This is a genomic window from Salmonella enterica subsp. enterica serovar Typhimurium str. LT2 (assembly GCF_000006945.2).
In the GTDB taxonomy this organism is placed as follows: Bacteria; Pseudomonadota; Gammaproteobacteria; order Enterobacterales; family Enterobacteriaceae; genus Salmonella; species Salmonella enterica.
Window position 1 is genome coordinate 3,905,269 of the sequence record NC_003197.2, and the last position, 17,232, is coordinate 3,922,500.

19 protein-coding genes and 13 other annotated features are annotated in these 17,232 nt (G+C 45.1%); of the genes, 6 read left to right on the plus strand and 13 right to left on the minus strand.

Annotated features, from left to right (window positions below; all coding sequences use genetic code 11):
• The first annotated feature begins 47 nt into the window (after positions 1-47).
• Positions 48-53: a ribosome-binding site (putative RBS for rfaD; RegulonDB:STMS1H003689), on the plus strand.
• From rfaD to rfaL, 4 genes are all read left to right on the plus strand, one after another.
• Positions 48-992 (plus strand): ADP-L-glycero-D-mannoheptose-6-epimerase gene (gene rfaD, locus STM3710; RefSeq protein NP_462610.1). Within the gene, positions 60-992 belong to an annotated coding region; the region does not span the whole gene. (Overlaps the previous feature by 6 nt.)
• Positions 993-994: 2 nt before the next feature.
• Positions 995-2,041 (plus strand): ADP-heptose; LPS heptosyltransferase 1, encoded by a 1,047-nt coding sequence (gene rfaF / locus STM3711; RefSeq protein ID NP_462611.1) that lies wholly within the window; start codon positions 995-997, stop codon positions 2,039-2,041.
• Positions 2,030-2,035 (plus strand) — a ribosome-binding site (putative RBS for rfaC; RegulonDB:STMS1H003690). Its footprint overlaps the gene before it by 6 nt.
• The gene (gene rfaC / locus STM3712) for a heptosyl transferase I (RefSeq protein NP_462612.1) occupies positions 2,030-2,994 on the plus strand. Within the gene, positions 2,041-2,994 belong to an annotated coding region; the region does not span the whole gene. Before rfaF ends, rfaC begins: the two co-directional genes overlap by 12 nt.
• 32 nt (positions 2,995-3,026) lie before the next feature.
• Positions 3,027-3,032: a ribosome-binding site (putative RBS for rfaL; RegulonDB:STMS1H003691), on the plus strand.
• Positions 3,027-4,248, plus strand: a protein-coding gene (gene rfaL, locus STM3713) for an O-antigen ligase (protein ID NP_462613.1). Within the gene, positions 3,034-4,248 belong to an annotated coding region; the region does not span the whole gene. Its footprint overlaps the feature before it by 6 nt.
• A 56-nt stretch (positions 4,249-4,304) precedes the next feature.
• Here the strand turns inward: rfaL and rfaK are convergent.
• From rfaK to rfaQ, 10 genes are all read right to left on the minus strand, one after another.
• Positions 4,305-5,456 (minus strand): putative hexose transferase gene (gene rfaK, locus STM3714; protein ID NP_462614.1). Within the gene, positions 4,305-5,450 belong to an annotated coding region; the region does not span the whole gene.
• Positions 5,451-5,456, minus strand: a ribosome-binding site (putative RBS for rfaK; RegulonDB:STMS1H003692). It overlaps the preceding gene by 6 nt.
• A 94-nt stretch (positions 5,457-5,550) precedes the next feature.
• The gene (rfaZ, locus tag STM3715; protein ID NP_462615.1) at positions 5,551-6,360 is read right to left on the minus strand and encodes a lipopolysaccharide core biosynthesis protein; all 810 of its coding nucleotides are present in this window, start codon (positions 6,358-6,360) and stop codon (positions 5,551-5,553) included.
• Between the two features lie 149 nt (positions 6,361-6,509).
• Positions 6,510-7,208, minus strand: coding sequence for a lipopolysaccharide core biosynthesis protein (rfaY, locus tag STM3716; protein ID NP_462616.1), 699 nt, complete (start codon positions 7,206-7,208; stop codon positions 6,510-6,512).
• A 22-nt stretch (positions 7,209-7,230) separates the two neighbouring features.
• The gene (gene rfaJ, locus STM3717) for a UDP-D-glucose:(galactosyl)lipopolysaccharide glucosyltransferase (protein NP_462617.1) occupies positions 7,231-8,252 on the minus strand. Within the gene, positions 7,231-8,241 belong to an annotated coding region; the region does not span the whole gene.
• Positions 8,247-8,252, minus strand: a ribosome-binding site (putative RBS for rfaJ; RegulonDB:STMS1H003693). (Overlaps the previous gene by 6 nt.)
• Before the next feature lie 6 nt (positions 8,253-8,258).
• On the minus strand, positions 8,259-9,272 hold the full coding sequence (gene rfaI, locus STM3718; protein NP_462618.1) for a UDP-D-galactose:(glucosyl)lipopolysaccharide-alpha-1,3-D-galactosyltransferase: 1,014 nt from the start codon (positions 9,270-9,272) through the stop codon (positions 8,259-8,261).
• Positions 9,273-9,277: 5 nt separating this feature from the next.
• Positions 9,278-10,368 (minus strand): UDP-D-galactose:(glucosyl)lipopolysaccharide-1,6-D-galactosyltransferase gene (gene rfaB / locus STM3719; protein NP_462619.1). Within the gene, positions 9,278-10,357 belong to an annotated coding region; the region does not span the whole gene.
• Positions 10,363-10,368 (minus strand) — a ribosome-binding site (putative RBS for rfaB; RegulonDB:STMS1H003694). Its footprint overlaps the gene before it by 6 nt.
• Before the next feature lie 58 nt (positions 10,369-10,426).
• Positions 10,427-10,660, minus strand: a complete 234-nt coding sequence (gene yibR, locus STM3720) for a putative inner membrane protein (RefSeq protein ID NP_462620.1) — start codon at positions 10,658-10,660, stop codon at positions 10,427-10,429.
• 31 nt (positions 10,661-10,691) lie between these two features.
• Positions 10,692-11,501 (minus strand): lipopolysaccharide core biosynthesis protein gene (gene rfaP / locus STM3721; RefSeq protein NP_462621.1). Within the gene, positions 10,692-11,489 belong to an annotated coding region; the region does not span the whole gene.
• The gene (rfaG, locus tag STM3722; protein NP_462622.1) for a glucosyltransferase I occupies positions 11,482-12,620 on the minus strand. Within the gene, positions 11,482-12,606 belong to an annotated coding region; the region does not span the whole gene. The genes rfaP and rfaG overlap by 20 nt, the downstream gene beginning before the upstream one ends.
• Positions 11,496-11,501: a ribosome-binding site (putative RBS for rfaP; RegulonDB:STMS1H003695), on the minus strand. It overlaps the preceding gene by 6 nt.
• Positions 12,603-13,656, minus strand: a protein-coding gene (gene rfaQ, locus STM3723; RefSeq protein ID NP_462623.1) for a lipopolysaccharide core biosynthesis protein. Within the gene, positions 12,603-13,637 belong to an annotated coding region; the region does not span the whole gene. Before rfaQ ends, rfaG begins: the two co-directional genes overlap by 18 nt.
• Positions 12,615-12,620: a ribosome-binding site (putative RBS for rfaG; RegulonDB:STMS1H003696), on the minus strand. Its footprint overlaps the gene before it by 6 nt.
• Positions 13,651-13,656 (minus strand) — a ribosome-binding site (putative RBS for rfaQ; RegulonDB:STMS1H003697). Its footprint lies within the gene rfaQ.
• 425 nt (positions 13,657-14,081) lie before the next feature.
• Between rfaQ and kdtA the strand changes: the two genes are divergently transcribed.
• Positions 14,082-15,359 carry a 3-deoxy-D-manno-octulosonic-acid transferase gene (gene kdtA / locus STM3724; RefSeq protein ID NP_462624.1) on the plus strand — a complete coding sequence of 426 codons (1,278 nt, stop codon included), beginning with the start codon at positions 14,082-14,084 and terminating at the stop codon, positions 15,357-15,359.
• Positions 15,358-15,363, plus strand: a ribosome-binding site (putative RBS for kdtB; RegulonDB:STMS1H003698). Its footprint overlaps the gene before it by 2 nt.
• Positions 15,358-15,847 (plus strand): phosphopantetheine adenylyltransferase gene (gene kdtB, locus STM3725; RefSeq protein NP_462625.1). Within the gene, positions 15,368-15,847 belong to an annotated coding region; the region does not span the whole gene. Its footprint overlaps the feature before it by 6 nt. The genes kdtA and kdtB overlap by 2 nt, the downstream gene beginning before the upstream one ends.
• Before the next feature lie 27 nt (positions 15,848-15,874).
• Here kdtB and mutM read toward each other — a convergent pair.
• From mutM to rpmB, 3 genes are all read right to left on the minus strand, one after another.
• Positions 15,875-16,695 (minus strand): formamidopyrimidine DNA glycosylase gene (gene mutM / locus STM3726; protein ID NP_462626.1). Within the gene, positions 15,875-16,684 belong to an annotated coding region; the region does not span the whole gene.
• Positions 16,690-16,695: a ribosome-binding site (putative RBS for mutM; RegulonDB:STMS1H003699), on the minus strand. (Overlaps the previous gene by 6 nt.)
• Before the next feature lie 86 nt (positions 16,696-16,781).
• Positions 16,782-16,962, minus strand: a protein-coding gene (gene rpmG / locus STM3727) for a 50S ribosomal subunit protein L33 (RefSeq protein ID NP_462627.1). Within the gene, positions 16,782-16,949 belong to an annotated coding region; the region does not span the whole gene.
• Positions 16,957-16,962: a ribosome-binding site (putative RBS for rpmG; RegulonDB:STMS1H003700), on the minus strand. (Overlaps the previous gene by 6 nt.)
• Positions 16,963-16,969: 7 nt before the next feature.
• The gene (gene rpmB / locus STM3728; RefSeq protein ID NP_462628.1) for a 50S ribosomal subunit protein L28 occupies positions 16,970-17,219 on the minus strand. Within the gene, positions 16,970-17,206 belong to an annotated coding region; the region does not span the whole gene.
• Positions 17,214-17,219, minus strand: a ribosome-binding site (putative RBS for rpmB; RegulonDB:STMS1H003701). Its footprint overlaps the gene before it by 6 nt.
• Positions 17,220-17,232 lie beyond the last annotated feature (13 nt).

Below are 17,232 nucleotides of genomic sequence, written 5' to 3' on the forward strand. Positions count from 1 at the left end.
ATGATAAGAGCATTCATGTCTGAGACAGTCTCTGACACCATAATTCAAAGGTTACAGTTATGATCATCGTTACCGGCGGCGCGGGCTTTATCGGCAGCAATATCGTTAAGGCCCTGAATGATAAAGGTATCACCGATATTCTGGTGGTGGATAACCTGAAAGACGGCACCAAGTTTGTAAACCTGGTGGATCTGAACATTGCTGACTATATGGATAAGGAAGATTTCCTGATCCAGATTATGTCCGGAGAAGAGCTCGGCGATATCGAAGCTATTTTCCATGAAGGCGCCTGCTCTTCCACCACCGAGTGGGACGGCAAGTATATGATGGATAATAACTATCAATACTCCAAAGAGCTGCTGCACTATTGTCTTGAGCGCGAAATCCCGTTCCTCTACGCCTCTTCTGCCGCCACCTATGGCGGTCGCACGTCTGATTTCATCGAATCGCGCGAATACGAAAAACCGCTTAACGTTTATGGCTATTCTAAATTCCTGTTTGATGAATATGTGCGCCAGATCCTGCCAGAAGCGAACTCGCAGATTGTCGGTTTCCGCTATTTCAACGTCTATGGACCACGTGAAGGCCATAAAGGCAGCATGGCAAGCGTGGCATTTCATCTGAATACACAGTTAAACAACGGCGAAAGCCCGAAACTGTTTGAAGGCAGCGAAAACTTCAAGCGCGACTTCGTTTACGTGGGCGATGTGGCCGCCGTTAACCTGTGGTTCCTGGAAAGCGGCAAGTCCGGCATCTTTAACCTGGGCACAGGCCGTGCGGAATCTTTCCAGGCCGTCGCCGACGCGACGCTGGCATACCATAAAAAAGGTAGCATTGAATACATTCCGTTCCCGGATAAGCTGAAAGGTCGCTATCAGGCGTTTACGCAGGCGGATTTAACCAATCTGCGCAACGCGGGCTACGACAAACCCTTTAAGACCGTCGCCGAAGGCGTCACGGAGTATATGGCCTGGCTGAACCGCGACGCGTAAGTATGAAAATTTTGGTCATTGGCCCGTCCTGGGTGGGCGACATGATGATGTCGCAAAGTCTCTATCGCACGCTTAAAGCACGCTATCCCCAGGCGATAATCGACGTGATGGCGCCAGCCTGGTGTCGTCCGTTATTATCGCGTATGCCGGAAGTTAACGAGGCGATACCCATGCCGTTGGGCCACGGCGCGCTGGAAATCGGCGAGCGCCGCAGATTGGGCCATAGCCTGCGAGAGAAGCGCTACGATCGCGCCTGGGTGTTGCCAAATTCGTTTAAATCGGCGCTGATTCCTTTCTTTGCCAATATCCCGCACCGTACCGGCTGGCGCGGCGAAATGCGCTATGGCCTGCTGAACGATGCGCGCGTCCTTGATAAAGACGCCTGGCCACTGATGGTGGAGCGCTACGTGGCGCTGGCTTATGACAAGGGCGTGATGCGCGCGGCGAAAGATCTGCCCCAGCCGCTACTCTGGCCACAGCTCCAAGTTAGCGAGGGTGAAAAGTCGCTGATGTGCAGCGACTTTTCACTATCTTCTGAACGTCCTCTGATCGGCTTTTGCCCCGGCGCAGAATTTGGCCCGGCAAAACGTTGGCCGCACTATCACTACGCCGAACTGGCAAAGCAGCTCATTAACGAAGGGTATCAGGTCGTGCTGTTTGGCTCGGCAAAAGACCATGAAGCCGGAAATGAGATCCTGGCGGCGCTGAATAGCGAGCAGCAGGCATGGTGTCGCAACCTGGCGGGGGAAACCCAGCTGGAACAGGCCGTCATTCTGATAGCCGCCTGTAAAGCCATCGTCACTAACGATTCCGGGCTGATGCACGTCGCGGCGGCGCTCGACCGCCCTCTGGTCGCCTTGTATGGCCCAAGTAGCCCGGATTTCACGCCGCCGCTGTCTCATAAGGCCCGGGTGATTCGTCTCATTACGGGTTATCACAAAGTGCGTAAAGGTGATACGGCGCAAGGCTATCACCAGAGCCTGATCGATATCACGCCGCAGCGGGTTCTGGAAGAGCTTCATTCGCTGTTGTCGGAAGAGGGCGTTTAATGCGGGTTTTGATCGTTAAAACATCATCGATGGGCGACGTATTACATACCCTGCCTGCGCTTACCGACGCGCAACAGGCGATTCCGGGGATTCAATTTGATTGGGCTGTCGAAGAAGGGTTTGCACAAATTCCGTCCTGGCACAGTGCTGTCGATCGCGTGATTCCCGTCGCTATTCGCCGTTGGCGCAAGGCCTGGTTTTCCGCGCCCATCAAAGCGGAACGCACAGCCTTTCGTCGGGCGGTATGCGCAAACCAATACGACGCTGTGATTGATGCGCAGGGGCTGGTAAAAAGCGCGGCGCTGGTGACGCGTCTGGCGCATGGGATAAAGCACGGTATGGACTGGAGTACCGCCCGCGAACCGCTGGCCAGCCTGTTCTATAACCGTAAACACCATATCGCAAAGCAACAACATGCGGTTGAACGGACGCGCGAGCTGTTCGCCAAAAGCCTGGGATACGATAAACCGCAGTCGCAGGGCGATTATGCCATCGCAAAACATTTTCTGCATTGCCAGCAGGCGGTTAGCGATCCGTATGCGGTGTTTTTACATGCCACGACCCGCGATGATAAACACTGGCCGGAAGCAAACTGGCGCGAGCTTATCGGCCTGGTGGGCAACACCGGATTACGGATAAAGCTTCCCTGGGGCGCGCCTCATGAGGAGGCCCGGGCTAAACGACTGGCCGAAGGCTTTGACTATGTGGATGTGTTACCGCGCATGAGCCTGGAGGAGGTCGCCAGAGTGCTGGCTGGCGCAAAATTTGTCGTATCGGTTGATACCGGCCTGAGCCATCTCACCGCCGCGCTCGACAGACCGAATATTACGCTATATGGCCCAACGGACCCTGGGTTAATTGGAGGTTATGGGAAGAACCAAATGGCATGCTGCTCACCAGAACAGAACCTGGCGAATTTAGATGCCACAAGCGTATTTGGAAAGATTCATTAAAGAGACTCTGTCTCATCCCAAACCTATTGTGGAGAAAAGATGCTAACCACATCATTAACGTTAAATAAAGAGAAATGGAAGCCGATCTGGAATAAAGCGCTGGTTTTTCTTTTTGTTGCCACGTATTTTCTGGATGGTATTACGCGTTATAAACATTTGATAATCATACTTATGGTTATCACCGCGATTTATCAGGTCTCACGCTCACCGAAAAGTTTCCCCCCTCTTTTCAAAAATAGCGTATTTTATAGCGTAGCAGTATTATCATTAATCCTTGTTTATTCCATACTCATATCGCCAGATATGAAAGAAAGTTTCAAGGAATTTGAAAATACGGTACTGGAGGGCTTCTTATTATATACTTTATTAATTCCCGTACTATTAAAAGATGAAACAAAAGAAACGGTTGCGAAAATAGTACTTTTCTCCTTTTTAACAAGTTTAGGACTTCGCTGCCTTGCAGAGAGTATTCTGTATATCGAGGACTATAATAAAGGGATTATGCCATTCATAAGCTATGCGCATCGACATATGTCCGATTCCATGGTTTTCTTATTTCCAGCATTATTGAATATTTGGCTGTTTAGAAAAAATGCAATTAAGTTGGTTTTTTTGGTGCTTAGCGCCATCTACCTTTTCTTTATCCTGGGAACCCTATCGCGAGGGGCATGGTTGGCGGTGCTTATAGTAGGTGTTCTGTGGGCAATACTGAACCGCCAATGGAAGTTAATAGGAGTTGGTGCCATTTTATTAGCCATTATCGGCGCTTTGGTTATCACTCAACATAATAACAAACCAGACCCAGAACATTTACTGTATAAATTACAGCAGACAGATAGCTCATATCGTTATACTAACGGAACCCAGGGCACCGCGTGGATACTGATTCAGGAAAACCCGATCAAGGGCTACGGCTATGGTAATGATGTGTATGATGGTGTTTATAATAAACGCGTTGTCGATTATCCAACGTGGACCTTTAAAGAATCTATCGGTCCGCATAATACCATTCTGTACATCTGGTTTAGTGCAGGCATATTGGGTCTGGCGAGCCTGGTCTATTTATATGGCGCTATCATCAGGGAAACAGCCAGCTCTACCCTCAGGAAAGTAGAGATAAGCCCCTACAATGCTCATCTCTTGCTATTTTTATCTTTCGTCGGTTTTTATATCGTTCGTGGCAATTTTGAACAGGTCGATATTGCTCAAATTGGTATCATTACCGGTTTTCTGCTGGCGCTAAGAAATAGATAAAAAAACGCGCTGATACTTATTACGGTATCAGCGCGTTTTCCATCATCAGGACTCAATCACTTATCAAACCAGTTTTTCATTTGTTCCTCGAAACGCTGCGCTACATTTTCCCAACTGTATTTTGAAAACACCAGGGATTTTGCTTTTTCGGCAATCTGGTGGCGTTCCTTATCAGCAAGCGCACGGTTAATATCATTAATTATACTGTCGCTCGACATAGGTTCTGCGAGGTGATAGCCCGTTATGCCATCTAACACAAATTCGCTAATCCCCCCTTTTTTGCTGGCAAGAACCGCTTTTCCTGCTGCCATCGCTTCTACAGCCACCATGCAAAATGCTTCTTCAACCTGAGATGGCACAATAACCAGATCGGCTATATGATAGAAGTTATGCATCTGGTCAGGAGATTGCCCCCCAGCCATAATACAATCCGTTCCAATCTCTTTTGCGGCGTCCAGTACTTTCTTTTGATACTCTGCTTTTTCACCCTTGCGGCTTGCATAAGGGTCGCCAACAACGACAAGTTTAATATTACTTCTTAAGGTACGTAATTGTTTGAACGCCTGCAAAAGCAACAGGATGCCTTTATCAGGCGAAATTCTCCCGGCATACAAGAGAACGGTGGCATCTTCCGCAATATTTAATTGCTGACGAAGATTATCTTGTGGGTTTCTTTTATAAGTCTCAGCACAAAAACCATTAGGCACAATACTAACAGCAGCGGCGGGCAATCTTTCTTCATAAAACGCTTTAAGAAACTGACTGGGCACGATAATTTTTGCATCATTATCAGGAAGTTCTGGTTCAAATGCATTATGCATGTGCATAACCAGTTTTGCATTCGGATTGCGCTCTCTGATCTGCCGATACAGTTTCATACTATTATGAATAACAATGACGCTATCTTCCTGGGTAGTCACTTTATCTCTAATATTAAGGATGCGCTGGGAATAGGGTAGTGGGTCGAGACGAGTCCATTTCTGAAAAAGACGCTTATAAACTTTACTAAACCCGATGTAATGAATATCACAGTTATCGTTTATTTTATTATATTCAGGATAGCCAGCATTCTTTATACAAGCAATAGCATTCGGTATTGATAGTCGTTTTGCAACCTGGTAAATCCAGGTTTCTACCGCAGCCGCACCACGAGGAGGAATTGAAAATATAGGAGTAACAGTAAATATGATTTTTTTAATCATAATAGCTATAATCCAGAATAGTTAACTTTATAGAAAAAGAAATGTTATAAAAAAAAGAAATGCGTGCCGAAGCAACGAAAAATAATGATTTATCTAGTGTCTAGACAATTTTATCGTAATATATTTCATCCTCAAGCTCCGAGGCTGTAATATATGGAATAATATCGTAATGAATTGCAGTATCATCTGATAAATTAAAGATATTTAAATCACTCACATTTTTTCTCATAAAAGTAAAAAATGGCAGTATTTTAAACAGATCTTTACTAAGCTCAGATGGCATAGGGCTGGTAGATTCGTCATAGAAACGTGGGCAACTCCCTGTTAAGTCAAGCCCAGAACATATAATACGGCCATACTTGAGGGAATAGGCAACCTGAATAGCGGTATAAGCAATAGTATGGCAAGAGCAATACCCGATGCTGATATCCTTGCAAAATCCAGCCAGTCGCCCTCTTTTCGAAAGAGGAACTGAAATAAGTAATGCTTTATGAACCCGCTTGAGGATATTAAATTTAATTTTCTTTAAAAAGCCCCCTTTTTCTCGGCGATAAAAGGAGCGAATAATTAAACAGTTTTCTTCAATATATTTTTGATCATCCACTGAAGCCTGTTCGTACACATCAAGATTGACGATAGTAAACTGACTGTTACGGCTAAAGTTATAAAAATCTTCGCGCCGACGATGGAGGAAGCGAATATCCGTCAGAAGGTACAAAAATGGCTTGACGTTATTGTTTAGCAAATATTGAACAGAACCATTGACTGCAATGACATCTTTCATTCGTAACAAGGACAGCGGCGTCTTTCTGGACGTAGGACCAGAAAGAAAAATAATACAATCTTCAGCCGTTCTTTTCGCAATAAGTTGCAGAACATCGGCGTGAGTTATGAAGTTAACGCTGCCCATAAAAAACTCGTATGTTTATCATGCAACCTATAAATAAATGTTATATTCAATAACTAATATTACATCTCAAATTCTCTCAAGTATGTCATAACGCTGCAGCAAATAAAAGTCAGTCAGCCCCTTAAATTAAACCAAACGTGCTACATTGATCAGCGTTTTTCCTTACCCTTAATACGACGCAAGAAATTTCGGAGTTTTTTCTTATAAATCAATAAGTAAAATCCGATATCTCTCACATTATTTTTGATACCATAATGTCTTTCTAAATCAATACGATCCTTTGCTTTTCGTTGTCTGGAAGGTCTTTTTCCGGACAAATCGATAATTCTGATCTCATTGCCTTGCAGGATAAAGTTACCTTTATGGGGATCGCCCGAAACCATACCATGCTGATGCAGAGAATATATCGACTGTTTGATTTTCCCTCTCACCTCGTCAGAAATTTCTGGCATATCAACAAGTTCAATACCTTCAATATACTCAATTATCATCACGTATGTTTTTACATAGCGTAATGTTTTAATTTCCGCCAGCAGGTAAAAATCATTAAGCGCCGCAAACCCTTCACGCCGCACACGATCTGTCTGATGAAAAAGCTTTTCGTAGTAATCTCCTTTTACTAACGATTTGAAAAAGCGTTCAGTATTTTTTACTTTTGGACTAAATACTTTGAGAATATATTTTCCGTAGTCTGTATTAATCAATACAACTTTTGTATCTTCTATATTACGGAAGACTTTAATAACCTGATGATTATAAGATAGAAAATCTTTGAATATCTCAATGTATTTTTCACCGTCTTTTTTGACAAAGACGGTATAGTTTTTAATCTTTTTTTCAATAATCATAATGGAGATTTAGGGAGGGGAATTATTTGTGGAAAAGTTTACGATAAAGATATGCGCTTCCAGCCAGAAGGCCTTTAAAATAATGACCTTGCACGAGAAGATGTTTATATCGCTTCTTAAATTCGACTATGGTACGCGCATCTTTTGCGGGAAAATCTTTCCAGGGCGAGTTCAGTCGTGCATTTTTATAATAGATAACTGAAGGATAATTTGCCCAGGCATGCCATGGTTTTGTAGCGCCCGTATAATGAATTAAAATAGTATTATCATTAATTATATTGCTATATTTTTTATGTGACTTATCTTTCAACTCACTTTTAATAGTATAAATAGTATTATACGGTCGCGGTAGAAAAATGACTTTATCCTGTAGGAGAATATTCAAAACATCCTGATCGGGATATTTAAAAGAGTCAGCCTCTTTACCTGCCAAAAGTAAAAATGCCTTTTTGGTTAAGGCATTCTCTTTCCATAATTTCAGGTTAACAAAAACCACGCCGGAGTTAAAATAACCACCTTGTAAATTAAAAGCGCTTAATCTCTCATTTACCTTATTCTGGATGGAATCAACATCTTTTACGACCGCAGCGATCTTCTCTGTCAGATCAAGCTGTAAAAGATCTTGCAAAGATCCTTTGCATACAACATCGGCATCCAAATAAAGTAAGGTATTTACCTTCTTGCTGAGATAATCGAAAGCAAATAAACGAAAATACATTGCTCTCGACCATACTTTAGTTTGAGGCAATACCTCAAGGCTTTCTACTTTAATAAGATAAAGAGAAATTTTTATGTGATGCTGTACGGCTAAACGCTCTATATATTTTACAAAACACGGGGAGTATGAGTCACAAATAATGTGAAAAGCGAGCGGGATATTATTGTTTAATACAACTGAAGCGATTGATACCCCCACACCATCAAGATAGTTTTCATCAACGCCATAAGAAATGTTTAATACGTTATCATCATTATTATTACTTTCATCAAAAACTTTATATTCAGCTATTTCTATCTCAGGAAATGAATCCATTACATCACCTATGGGTTTTATTCAAGAAGTTTACGTTTAAAGTAGGCTATATAATAATTTATACCCGAAGTATAATGCTTCTGATTAAACATATGCTTTGCCGCATAACGTAACTGATGGCTAGTCACTGGATTTAAAAGTGCACAATGAGACCATGGTGAGTTGCTCTTAGCCTGTAAAAAATATTGTGACACGGGGTAAGCCCCCCAACTATGCCAGGGCTTCGTTGGTCCGATATAATGAACAAATACAGTCTCAGCATCAACTGGATTAATAACTGAATCTTTTAATTCATAGTTAAGACTAAATTGTGTATTAAATTTTTTATCAACAAAACGCGCTTTATTCACTAAAAATATATTTAATACATCCTGATCAAGGTGCGTTATGCGCTGTACTACCTCTGGATCTTTTAGCATTTCAATCGCTTTCTTAGAGATATTTTCTGCAGTCCAAAGAGGTATGTTAATTAAAATAAAACCGGCATTAAAATAGCCAGAAACCAGCCCAGGCGTTGCCAGGCTAACCGAGCGCTTAGTCCACCATTCCAACTCGCCTTCAGCAACGACAGCCGCAATCTCATTTTCAGCAAAATTAAGATCAATAAGTTCCTGAATACTCCCCTTACATGCAATATCTGCATCCAGATAAAGTACTCTATCTGTTTTATCTGAAAAATAATCGGCGATAATGAATCTAAAGTATGTTGCATAGGTCCAGTTTTTGGTACTGGGTAGCGATTTTAAGCGCTCACAGTCGATTAGGTAAACAACAATCTGCGTAGCGTACTGTTTTGCTAATGCCTCAAATCGCTGCTGGTCTTCAGAGTCAAAGAAATCGGTAAAAACATGGAAAGCTAACGCCTTCTCTGGATTAGCGAGGAGAACCGATGCAATAGAGACACCACAGCCAAAAAGAAAGTTTTTATCAATCCCATAAGCTATATTAAATTTATCAGCATCACTATGTTGTGCATAGTTATAATCTAAAGTCTGTTGAATGACTTCTTCTTCAAAATATTTTCTGCTCATAGTGATCACTTTTGTAATTTCGAGAATATTGCATTATTAAAATTTTTAAAATATAGCACATCGTAAAATCTCTCAATCGTGCCGGGAATAATATCATGCTGATATTTTACTTCACCAGAAATAACGCGATTAAGGTGTCCTACAAAATCATCTATAGCACCCGGAGTGTAAAGCTCACCATTCAAACCGGGTTTAATCATATCGCGCGGACCAGACATACAATCAGAACTAATACACGGAATTCCATATGACATTGCTTCCAGCAGGGTCATAGGAAATCCCTCAAATGCAGAGGTAAGTAGTAACGCGGTGACATTTTTTATTTTTTGCTGTACGACTTGCCACGGCGCGCTTTGCCAACCATACCAGATCACACGCTGCTCAATACCAAGCTCCCGACTATAGGCCTGGCACTTTTCAAAATCTGAGCCATCACCAATAATATGTAGCTGCCATTCCCCTGTCGTACGAGCTAAGCCATCAAATAAATCTTTAACTCTTTTCTGCCCTTCAAATTTAAGACGCCCTACATAGAGAAATACAGCGGGTTTATCGCGCTCAGGCGGCGGCACAATGACTGTTTTAATAGAGACAGGATTATAAACGACGCTAATATCTTGCGCTGAGATACCCCGTGCCATGATCTGTTCTTTAATACCACTACTGATGGCCAGATGATAATCCGCGTACGTTATACATTCTGCATGTTTTTTATGGTCGAGCGAAAAATGCGGCCACGAGAAAATAGTAAAATGTTTACCACTTTTCTTTCGTGCTTTATTGGCATAAAGACATGAGATGACATCAATACATATCACAATATCCGGTGACGTTTCTTTCAGCCACTGACTAAAATTATAAACATGCTTAGCTCGACGAAGAAAACTTAATTTTATATTTGAGAATGATTGCGCATATTTAATCTCTTTTAGCCATGCTTTATCCATTTTGTCATTACGACAAAAGAAAAACATTTCACAGTTGATCTTCGGAGAGCTATTTTCAAACGTATGGATAACGTTGCTAATAACGGTTTCCATCCCTCCAAAACCGGATACCGCTTCGCCAATAAAAGCTATTTTCATATATACCCCAGAGTTAAAACCTTAATCTAAAGACTTTAGATATTAAATAGCAAAAATAGTAATATAACCCTATAGAGTAATTTTTACCTGACATCTCTCTTTTTGCTTTAAGGCGTAGTCAATATCTTTATTATTTTCGATAATGGAATATATTGCCACACCTGCTGGCATTATAAAACCATGATCAAAGCAAAGAGCAATGTCCAGTCTTCTTCCAAAAAAATCATCATGTTGAATTATGTTTTTTTGGTTTGAAATATAACTTTTAATGTTAGACATTCTGTCTATCCTTGTCTCACTCATAAATTACTCACTGAGTGCATAATTATTATAATTACAGATTTTTTCTTATTGTCCTTTCTTTAATTCGAGCGGCTTTAACATCTGCCTGATGAATCAACCCCGATTCTTTTTGCAAAATCTCTCGCAGGGGGAGAGAGAAATACTCACGCATAAACCGGAATATATCTCGCTGAGTCAGGCCAATATTCATTGAAGAAAAATAAAGCCCAATTAAATCTTTGTCACGCCAGCGAAGGGGAACGTGCTGGCGTATCTGCGCGCGATGCAGGTCAATTACGGAGATTTTTAAATCCTCTTCGCGACCAGTGAAAGGTAAATGCAGAAGAAAGTGGCAAATATAACAGTCGCGATGGTTAATTCCCCCGGCGTGCATTTTACGTACCATAGTCGCAACACGCTTAATGATCATCCACTTCACCTGCGCGTCCGGTGGATTAACAGCCCAGTCAGCACAGTAGTCTTCAAGGCTAATGGTGGGCGTTAAATCTTCGGTGATAATAAATGATGTTCTGGTTAGCGGGTTTACGCCTTTTTCACCAAAACCAACGCCGTGCATCGTATCAACGCCCAGCTCATGTAGACGATGAATGGCGTGCCATTCTCTGTCAGCGCCCAGAACAGGCATACGTAACGAAATCAGGTTCTTCACAATTTCTTTCAGCGAAGTACCTTTATGCCACTTCAGGAAGTAGCTTTTACCGTCCAGCTCAAACCGCAATGTTCGACGCGTCTCCAGCTCTCTGAACACTTCGCCCTGTAACGTTTTTACTTCCTCAAAAGCATCTTTACCGCGCCATAGTGTGGTTAACGGCGCTTTCAGCTCAACCATCTAAATCACCTGTAATAATATCCGCGGCCTTCTCCGGTAAGCTGTATAAATCCTGGGTATCAGCATAATACCGCGCATTTTCAGCCCAGGCGTTGCGTAAGGAAGGCTGTGTCAGCGCTTTGAGTAAAACCTCATTTAGCGCATCCTGGCGGAATGGTTCAGTCATCGCTTCGCCACAGTTTGCATCCACAATATAATGTGCATAACCGCACACCGCGGTTGTCAGCACCGGCAAACCAGCAGTAATGGCTTCCAGCAAAACAATACCAGCAGCTTCCTGATAGGCTGGATGCAGTAAAAGGTCGGCTGCCGCCATTAACTCCGCGATATCATTACGTCCGGAGAAAAAATGCACATTCGTGCCGACGCCGCTTCTTTCAGCCAGTGCTGCAAACTTCTTCGGCTTATCCTGCCCGACAACATAGAGCACCGTATTTTGCCGTAAAGATTCGGGTAGCGATGCCAGCGCTTCAATAGAGCGATCCACACCTTTACGGGTAAAGTCAGACCCTACTTGCAACAGTAATTTTTGCTGTTCTGAGATACCATTTTTCTGACGATAAATTTGACGACTGTTTGGGATCTGTTGGCTATATTTTCTGTCCGGGTAAATCCCCGGAGGAAGAATATGGAAACGCTCCGCTTCAGTCTGATAATGTTTTTGGAAGTCAGCAATCTGCTTATTCGTCAGCATTAATAGTTGCGTCGGCTTGCCGTGTTCAAACGTGGCGCGTTCAAAAGCAGCATAATGCCGATAGCGTGATGTCAGGCGATAGAAAAATCCTTTTTCCTGTGCGACTTTTTCGGCGTAACACACGTCTGCGGCGTAATACACATCAAGGCCCGGCATCTTATTGAATCCAACCACCCGATCGACAGGGTGGTCGCGCAAATGGTGTTGCACCCAGGCATAATATTCTGCGTTACGACCGTGGTTCGTCCGGGATTTAACCGGCACGCGGATTAATTCAAAGTTATCCGGGCATTCCCCTTCCCATGACTGAGTATAAACACGAACCTGATGCCCTCGCGCCGCCACGGTTTGGGCAATGCGCATAAAATCACGCTGCAGACCGCCAAAAGGAAAATATTTATATAAGCAAAAGGCAACTCTCATAGCAGGCTGTCCAAATCTATGGTGCGTGCCTCATGCGGCAGCATTTTTTCCGTCGCGGCGATAACATCTTCAGCCGGAATAACGGAAAGGTATTTTTTATTACGATCAAGCTCATGCCGTTCAGGCATCGGCTGATAATTTCCTGCCCAAAACTGAATGATGTCGTCGGTCCAGGGACGCCAGAATACATGATCCGTCGCGCCAAAAAGACAAATGACCGGCGTTTTGACTGCTGCGGCAATATGACCGGGGGCCGAATCAACGCCGATAAAGAGATCCGCATGGTCAATCAACGCACCCAATTCAGGAAAGCGAGTTTTACCCGCCAGACCAGTAACCGGTTTTGTCTCACAGCCGCGTGCAATAGCATCCACGCAGGCCATCTCGTCTGCGGCCGGGCCTGACGTCAGTACAACTTGATAACCGCGGCGCTGCACGGCATCAATAACCTGCGAGAATTTATCATTATCCCAGCACTTAAATAGCTGCCGTGCCGTAGGCTGAATAACAACATATTGTCGGGTCACACCAAGTTGTTTGAGCTGTTGTCGCATGTTTTCCCAATGTTCCGGGCGATAGCTCATGGTGGTTTCCGTGACATACTGTTTTAGCGCTAACGGCTTTAGCGCGGATAATGTGCGCTCAACAGCATGTTCTCCCGCATAAGGTACTAAATGCGTAAAGCTCTTTTTCCATAGAGCAGACTGACGATTACCGAAATCCTGCGAGATTTTTATTTTTGCGTTTAAAAAACGCACAATAAGCGCCACGCTCCACTGATCGGTGAGATTGACGACCAGATCATACGAGTTAGCACGCAATTTTTTGATTAGCGATAGCGCGTTTTTGATCTTCTCTTTTGTTCCTGCGCCTTTGTTACTGATGCCGTAGAGTGCATTAATCTCCGGATTTTCCGACAATATCGGTATGGTGTTCTGGTAAAGAAGCACATCGATTTTTGCATCGGGATAATTCTGCTTCAGCGTGCTGATGACAGGGGTGGTAAGTAACATGTCTCCATGAAAACGCATTTTTATAATCAGAATTCTTCGAAATGGCTTTTCCACAAGCGACTCTTTGGTTGAAATTGTCCGGATAAATAAGCAGAAAAAAGCACGCTACCGCCCCAGGCTTCACAGCAACCCGATGGCTAATACCGCACTCATTTTAGATGCGCTAGTGTAACACTTCTTTCGCAGCAATCCGATACGAATAATTTTTATACACAATCATTTTTTTAATCATAAATTCAAAGAGATAATAATTTATCCCCCTCTTGTGAATGGTCATTCCCATTGTCTGGGGCGACAAGGGCGGCAAATTTCAATGGATTGCGTAAAAATGCAAAAATAATGGGGTTCAGCGCCTGGAATCCTCGCTTCTGAGCCAATTTGGCGCAAAAATGGGAAAAGTAATGGTAAAGCCCAGGCTAAATACATAGAATCCCCAGCACATCCATAAGTCAGCTATTTACTATGCTCGAATTGCTTTACACCGCTCTTCTCTACCTTATTCAGCCTCTGATCTGGATACGGCTTTGGGTGCGTGGACGTAAAGCGCCGGCCTATCGTAAGCGCTGGGGTGAACGCTACGGATTCTACCGCCGTCCGTTGAAACCGGGCGGAATCATGCTGCATTCCGTCTCGGTGGGCGAAACTCTGGCGGCCATCCCATTGGTCCGCGCTCTACGTCATCGCTATCCCGATCTGCCTATTACCGTAACGACCATGACGCCGACCGGCTCGGAGCGCGTCCAGTCCGCCTTTGGCAACGATGTTCAGCACGTTTACTTGCCTTATGATTTGCCCGATGCGCTCAATCGTTTCCTCAATAAGATTGATCCTAAGCTGGTATTGATCATGGAGACTGAGCTCTGGCCAAATCTGATTGCTGCGCTGCACAAACGTCATATTCCCCTGGTTATCGCTAATGCGCGGCTTTCCGCCCGCTCCGCCGCGGGTTATGCGAAGCTTGGCAAGTTTGTCCGTACGCTCTTGCGCCGTATCACCCTGATTGCCGCGCAAAACGAAGAAGATGGCGAACGCTTTGTGGCATTGGGCGCGAAGAACAATCAGGTCACGGTCACCGGCAGTCTGAAATTTGATATTTCAGTTACGCCGCAGCTGGCGGCTAAAGCCGTTACGCTACGCCGCCAGTGGGCGCCGCACCGTCCGGTCTGGATTGCCACCAGCACCCACGATGGCGAAGAGAGTATCGTTATCGCCGCTCACCAGGCGTTATTACATCAATTCCCGAATTTATTACTGATTCTGGTGCCCCGCCATCCGGAGCGTTTCCCGGATGCTATCAATCTTGTGCGTCAGGCAGGGTTAAGCTACATCACTCGTTCTTCGGGCGAAGTACCGTCCGCCAGCACCCAGGTCGTGGTAGGCGATACCATGGGCGAATTAATGTTGCTCTATGGCATTGCCGATCTCGCCTTTGTTGGTGGTTCGCTGGTTGAACGCGGCGGTCATAACCCGCTGGAGGCCGCCGCTCATGCGATTCCGGTACTGATGGGTCCGCATACCTTTAACTTTAAAGATATTTGCGCCCGTCTGGATCAGGCGAGCGGACTTATCACGATTACCGATGCGGCTACGCTGGCAAAAGAAGTTTCCTCTTTACTGACCGACGCTGATTATCGTAATTTCTACGGACGTCACGCAGTTGAAGTGCTGTATCAAAATCAGGGCGCGCTCCAGCGTCTGCTGCAACTGCTGGAACCTTATCTGCCACCGAAAACGCATTGAGGACTGTCATGCAAAAACGGGCGATTTATCCAGGTACGTTTGATCCGATTACTAACGGTCATCTCGATATTGTGACGCGCGCAACGCAGATGTTCGACCATGTCATTCTGGCTATCGCCGCCAGCCCCAGCAAGAAACCCATGTTCACCCTGGACGAACGTGTGGCGCTGGCGCAAAAAGCGACCGCACACCTGGGTAACGTAGAGGTGGTAGGCTTTAGCGACCTGATGGCCAATTTCGCCCGCGACAGACAGGCGAATATCCTGATTCGTGGTCTGCGCGCGGTGGCGGATTTTGAATATGAAATGCAGTTGGCGCATATGAATCGCCATCTGATGCCGCAACTGGAAAGCGTTTTCCTGATGCCGTCCAAAGAGTGGTCGTTTATTTCATCGTCGCTGGTCAAAGAAGTGGCGCGCCATCAGGGCGATGTGACCCACTTTCTGCCGGACAATGTGCATCAGGCGCTAATGGATAAGTTGAAATAAGTTTCCTACCTTGCCGGGCCTGGCATTTTACTTCTGACAGTGACGGCAATAGAACGTCGCGCGCTGTGCGTGTTTCGTTGCGACTATCGGCGTACCGCATACCCGACACGGCTCGCCTTTGCGCCCGTACACCTGCAACTCCTGGGCAAAATAGCCCGGCTTCCCATCGCTTTGCAGAAAATCCTTCAGCGTTGTCCCGCCTTGTTCAATAGAGCGCAGCAAAACGGCTTTAATCACCCGCGCCAGCAGGTCGCACTCCTCTGTCGAGAGTGACGACGCCAGGCGGTCAGGGTGAATACCAGCGGCAAACAGCGACTCGCTGGCGTAGATATTCCCCACGCCGACCACCAGCTTGTTATCCATCAGCCAGGGTTTAATCGCCGTCTTCTTCTTCGCGCATTTCTGCTGCAAATATTCGCCATTAAACTCATCGCTTAGCGGCTCCGGTCCCAGATGCGCCAGTACGTTATGCCCTTCCAGCTCTTTGGTCCATAACCAGGCGCCAAAGCGGCGAGGATCGGTATAACGTAGAATTTTGCCGTTGCTCATCACCAAATCGACATGGTCGTGCTTTTCCGCCGGCAGCGCTTCCGGCAGTATCCGCAAGCTTCCCGACATCCCCAGGTGAATAATTATCCAGCCGTCAGGCAGCTCCAGCAGTAGATATTTAGCACGACGCTGAACGCTAAGGACGGGTGTATCGCTCAGACGATAAATTTCATCTGAAACCGGCCAGCGCAGACGGCCGTTACGGATATGGGCGTGCAGGATAGTAGCGCCAACTAAATGGGGTTCAATACCCCGGCGGCTGGTTTCAACTTCGGGTAATTCAGGCATAACGTCTCCGGCTGTGTGGCAGGTCTCATTAATATGGGGACGGCCAGAAAACAAAAAACCCCGCCGAAGCGAGGTTTTTGTTACATCAAAGCGAGAATTATTTGATTTTCGCTTCTTTGTAGATCACGTGCTGACGGACAACTGGATCGAATTTTTTCAGTTCCAGTTTTTCCGGTTTAGTACGTTTGTTCTTCGTAGTGGTATAGAAGTGACCAGTACCAGCAGAAGAAACCAGCTTGATTTTCTCACGAATACCTTTAGCCATGATTTATTTCCTCTTAGTACTTAGTACTTTTCGCCACGGGCACGCAGTTCAGACAGAACTGTTTCGATGCCTTTTTTATCGATGATACGCATACCTTTAGCAGATACACGCAGGGTGACAAAACGCTTCTCGCTCTCAACCCAGAAACGGTGAGAGTGCAGGTTAGGCAGGAAACGGCGTTTAGTCGCGTTCAGTGCGTGGGAACGGTTGTTACCGGTCACCGGACGCTTGCCAGTAACTTGGCAGACTCGGGACATGTCTATTCTCCAAAAATCAAATTAGC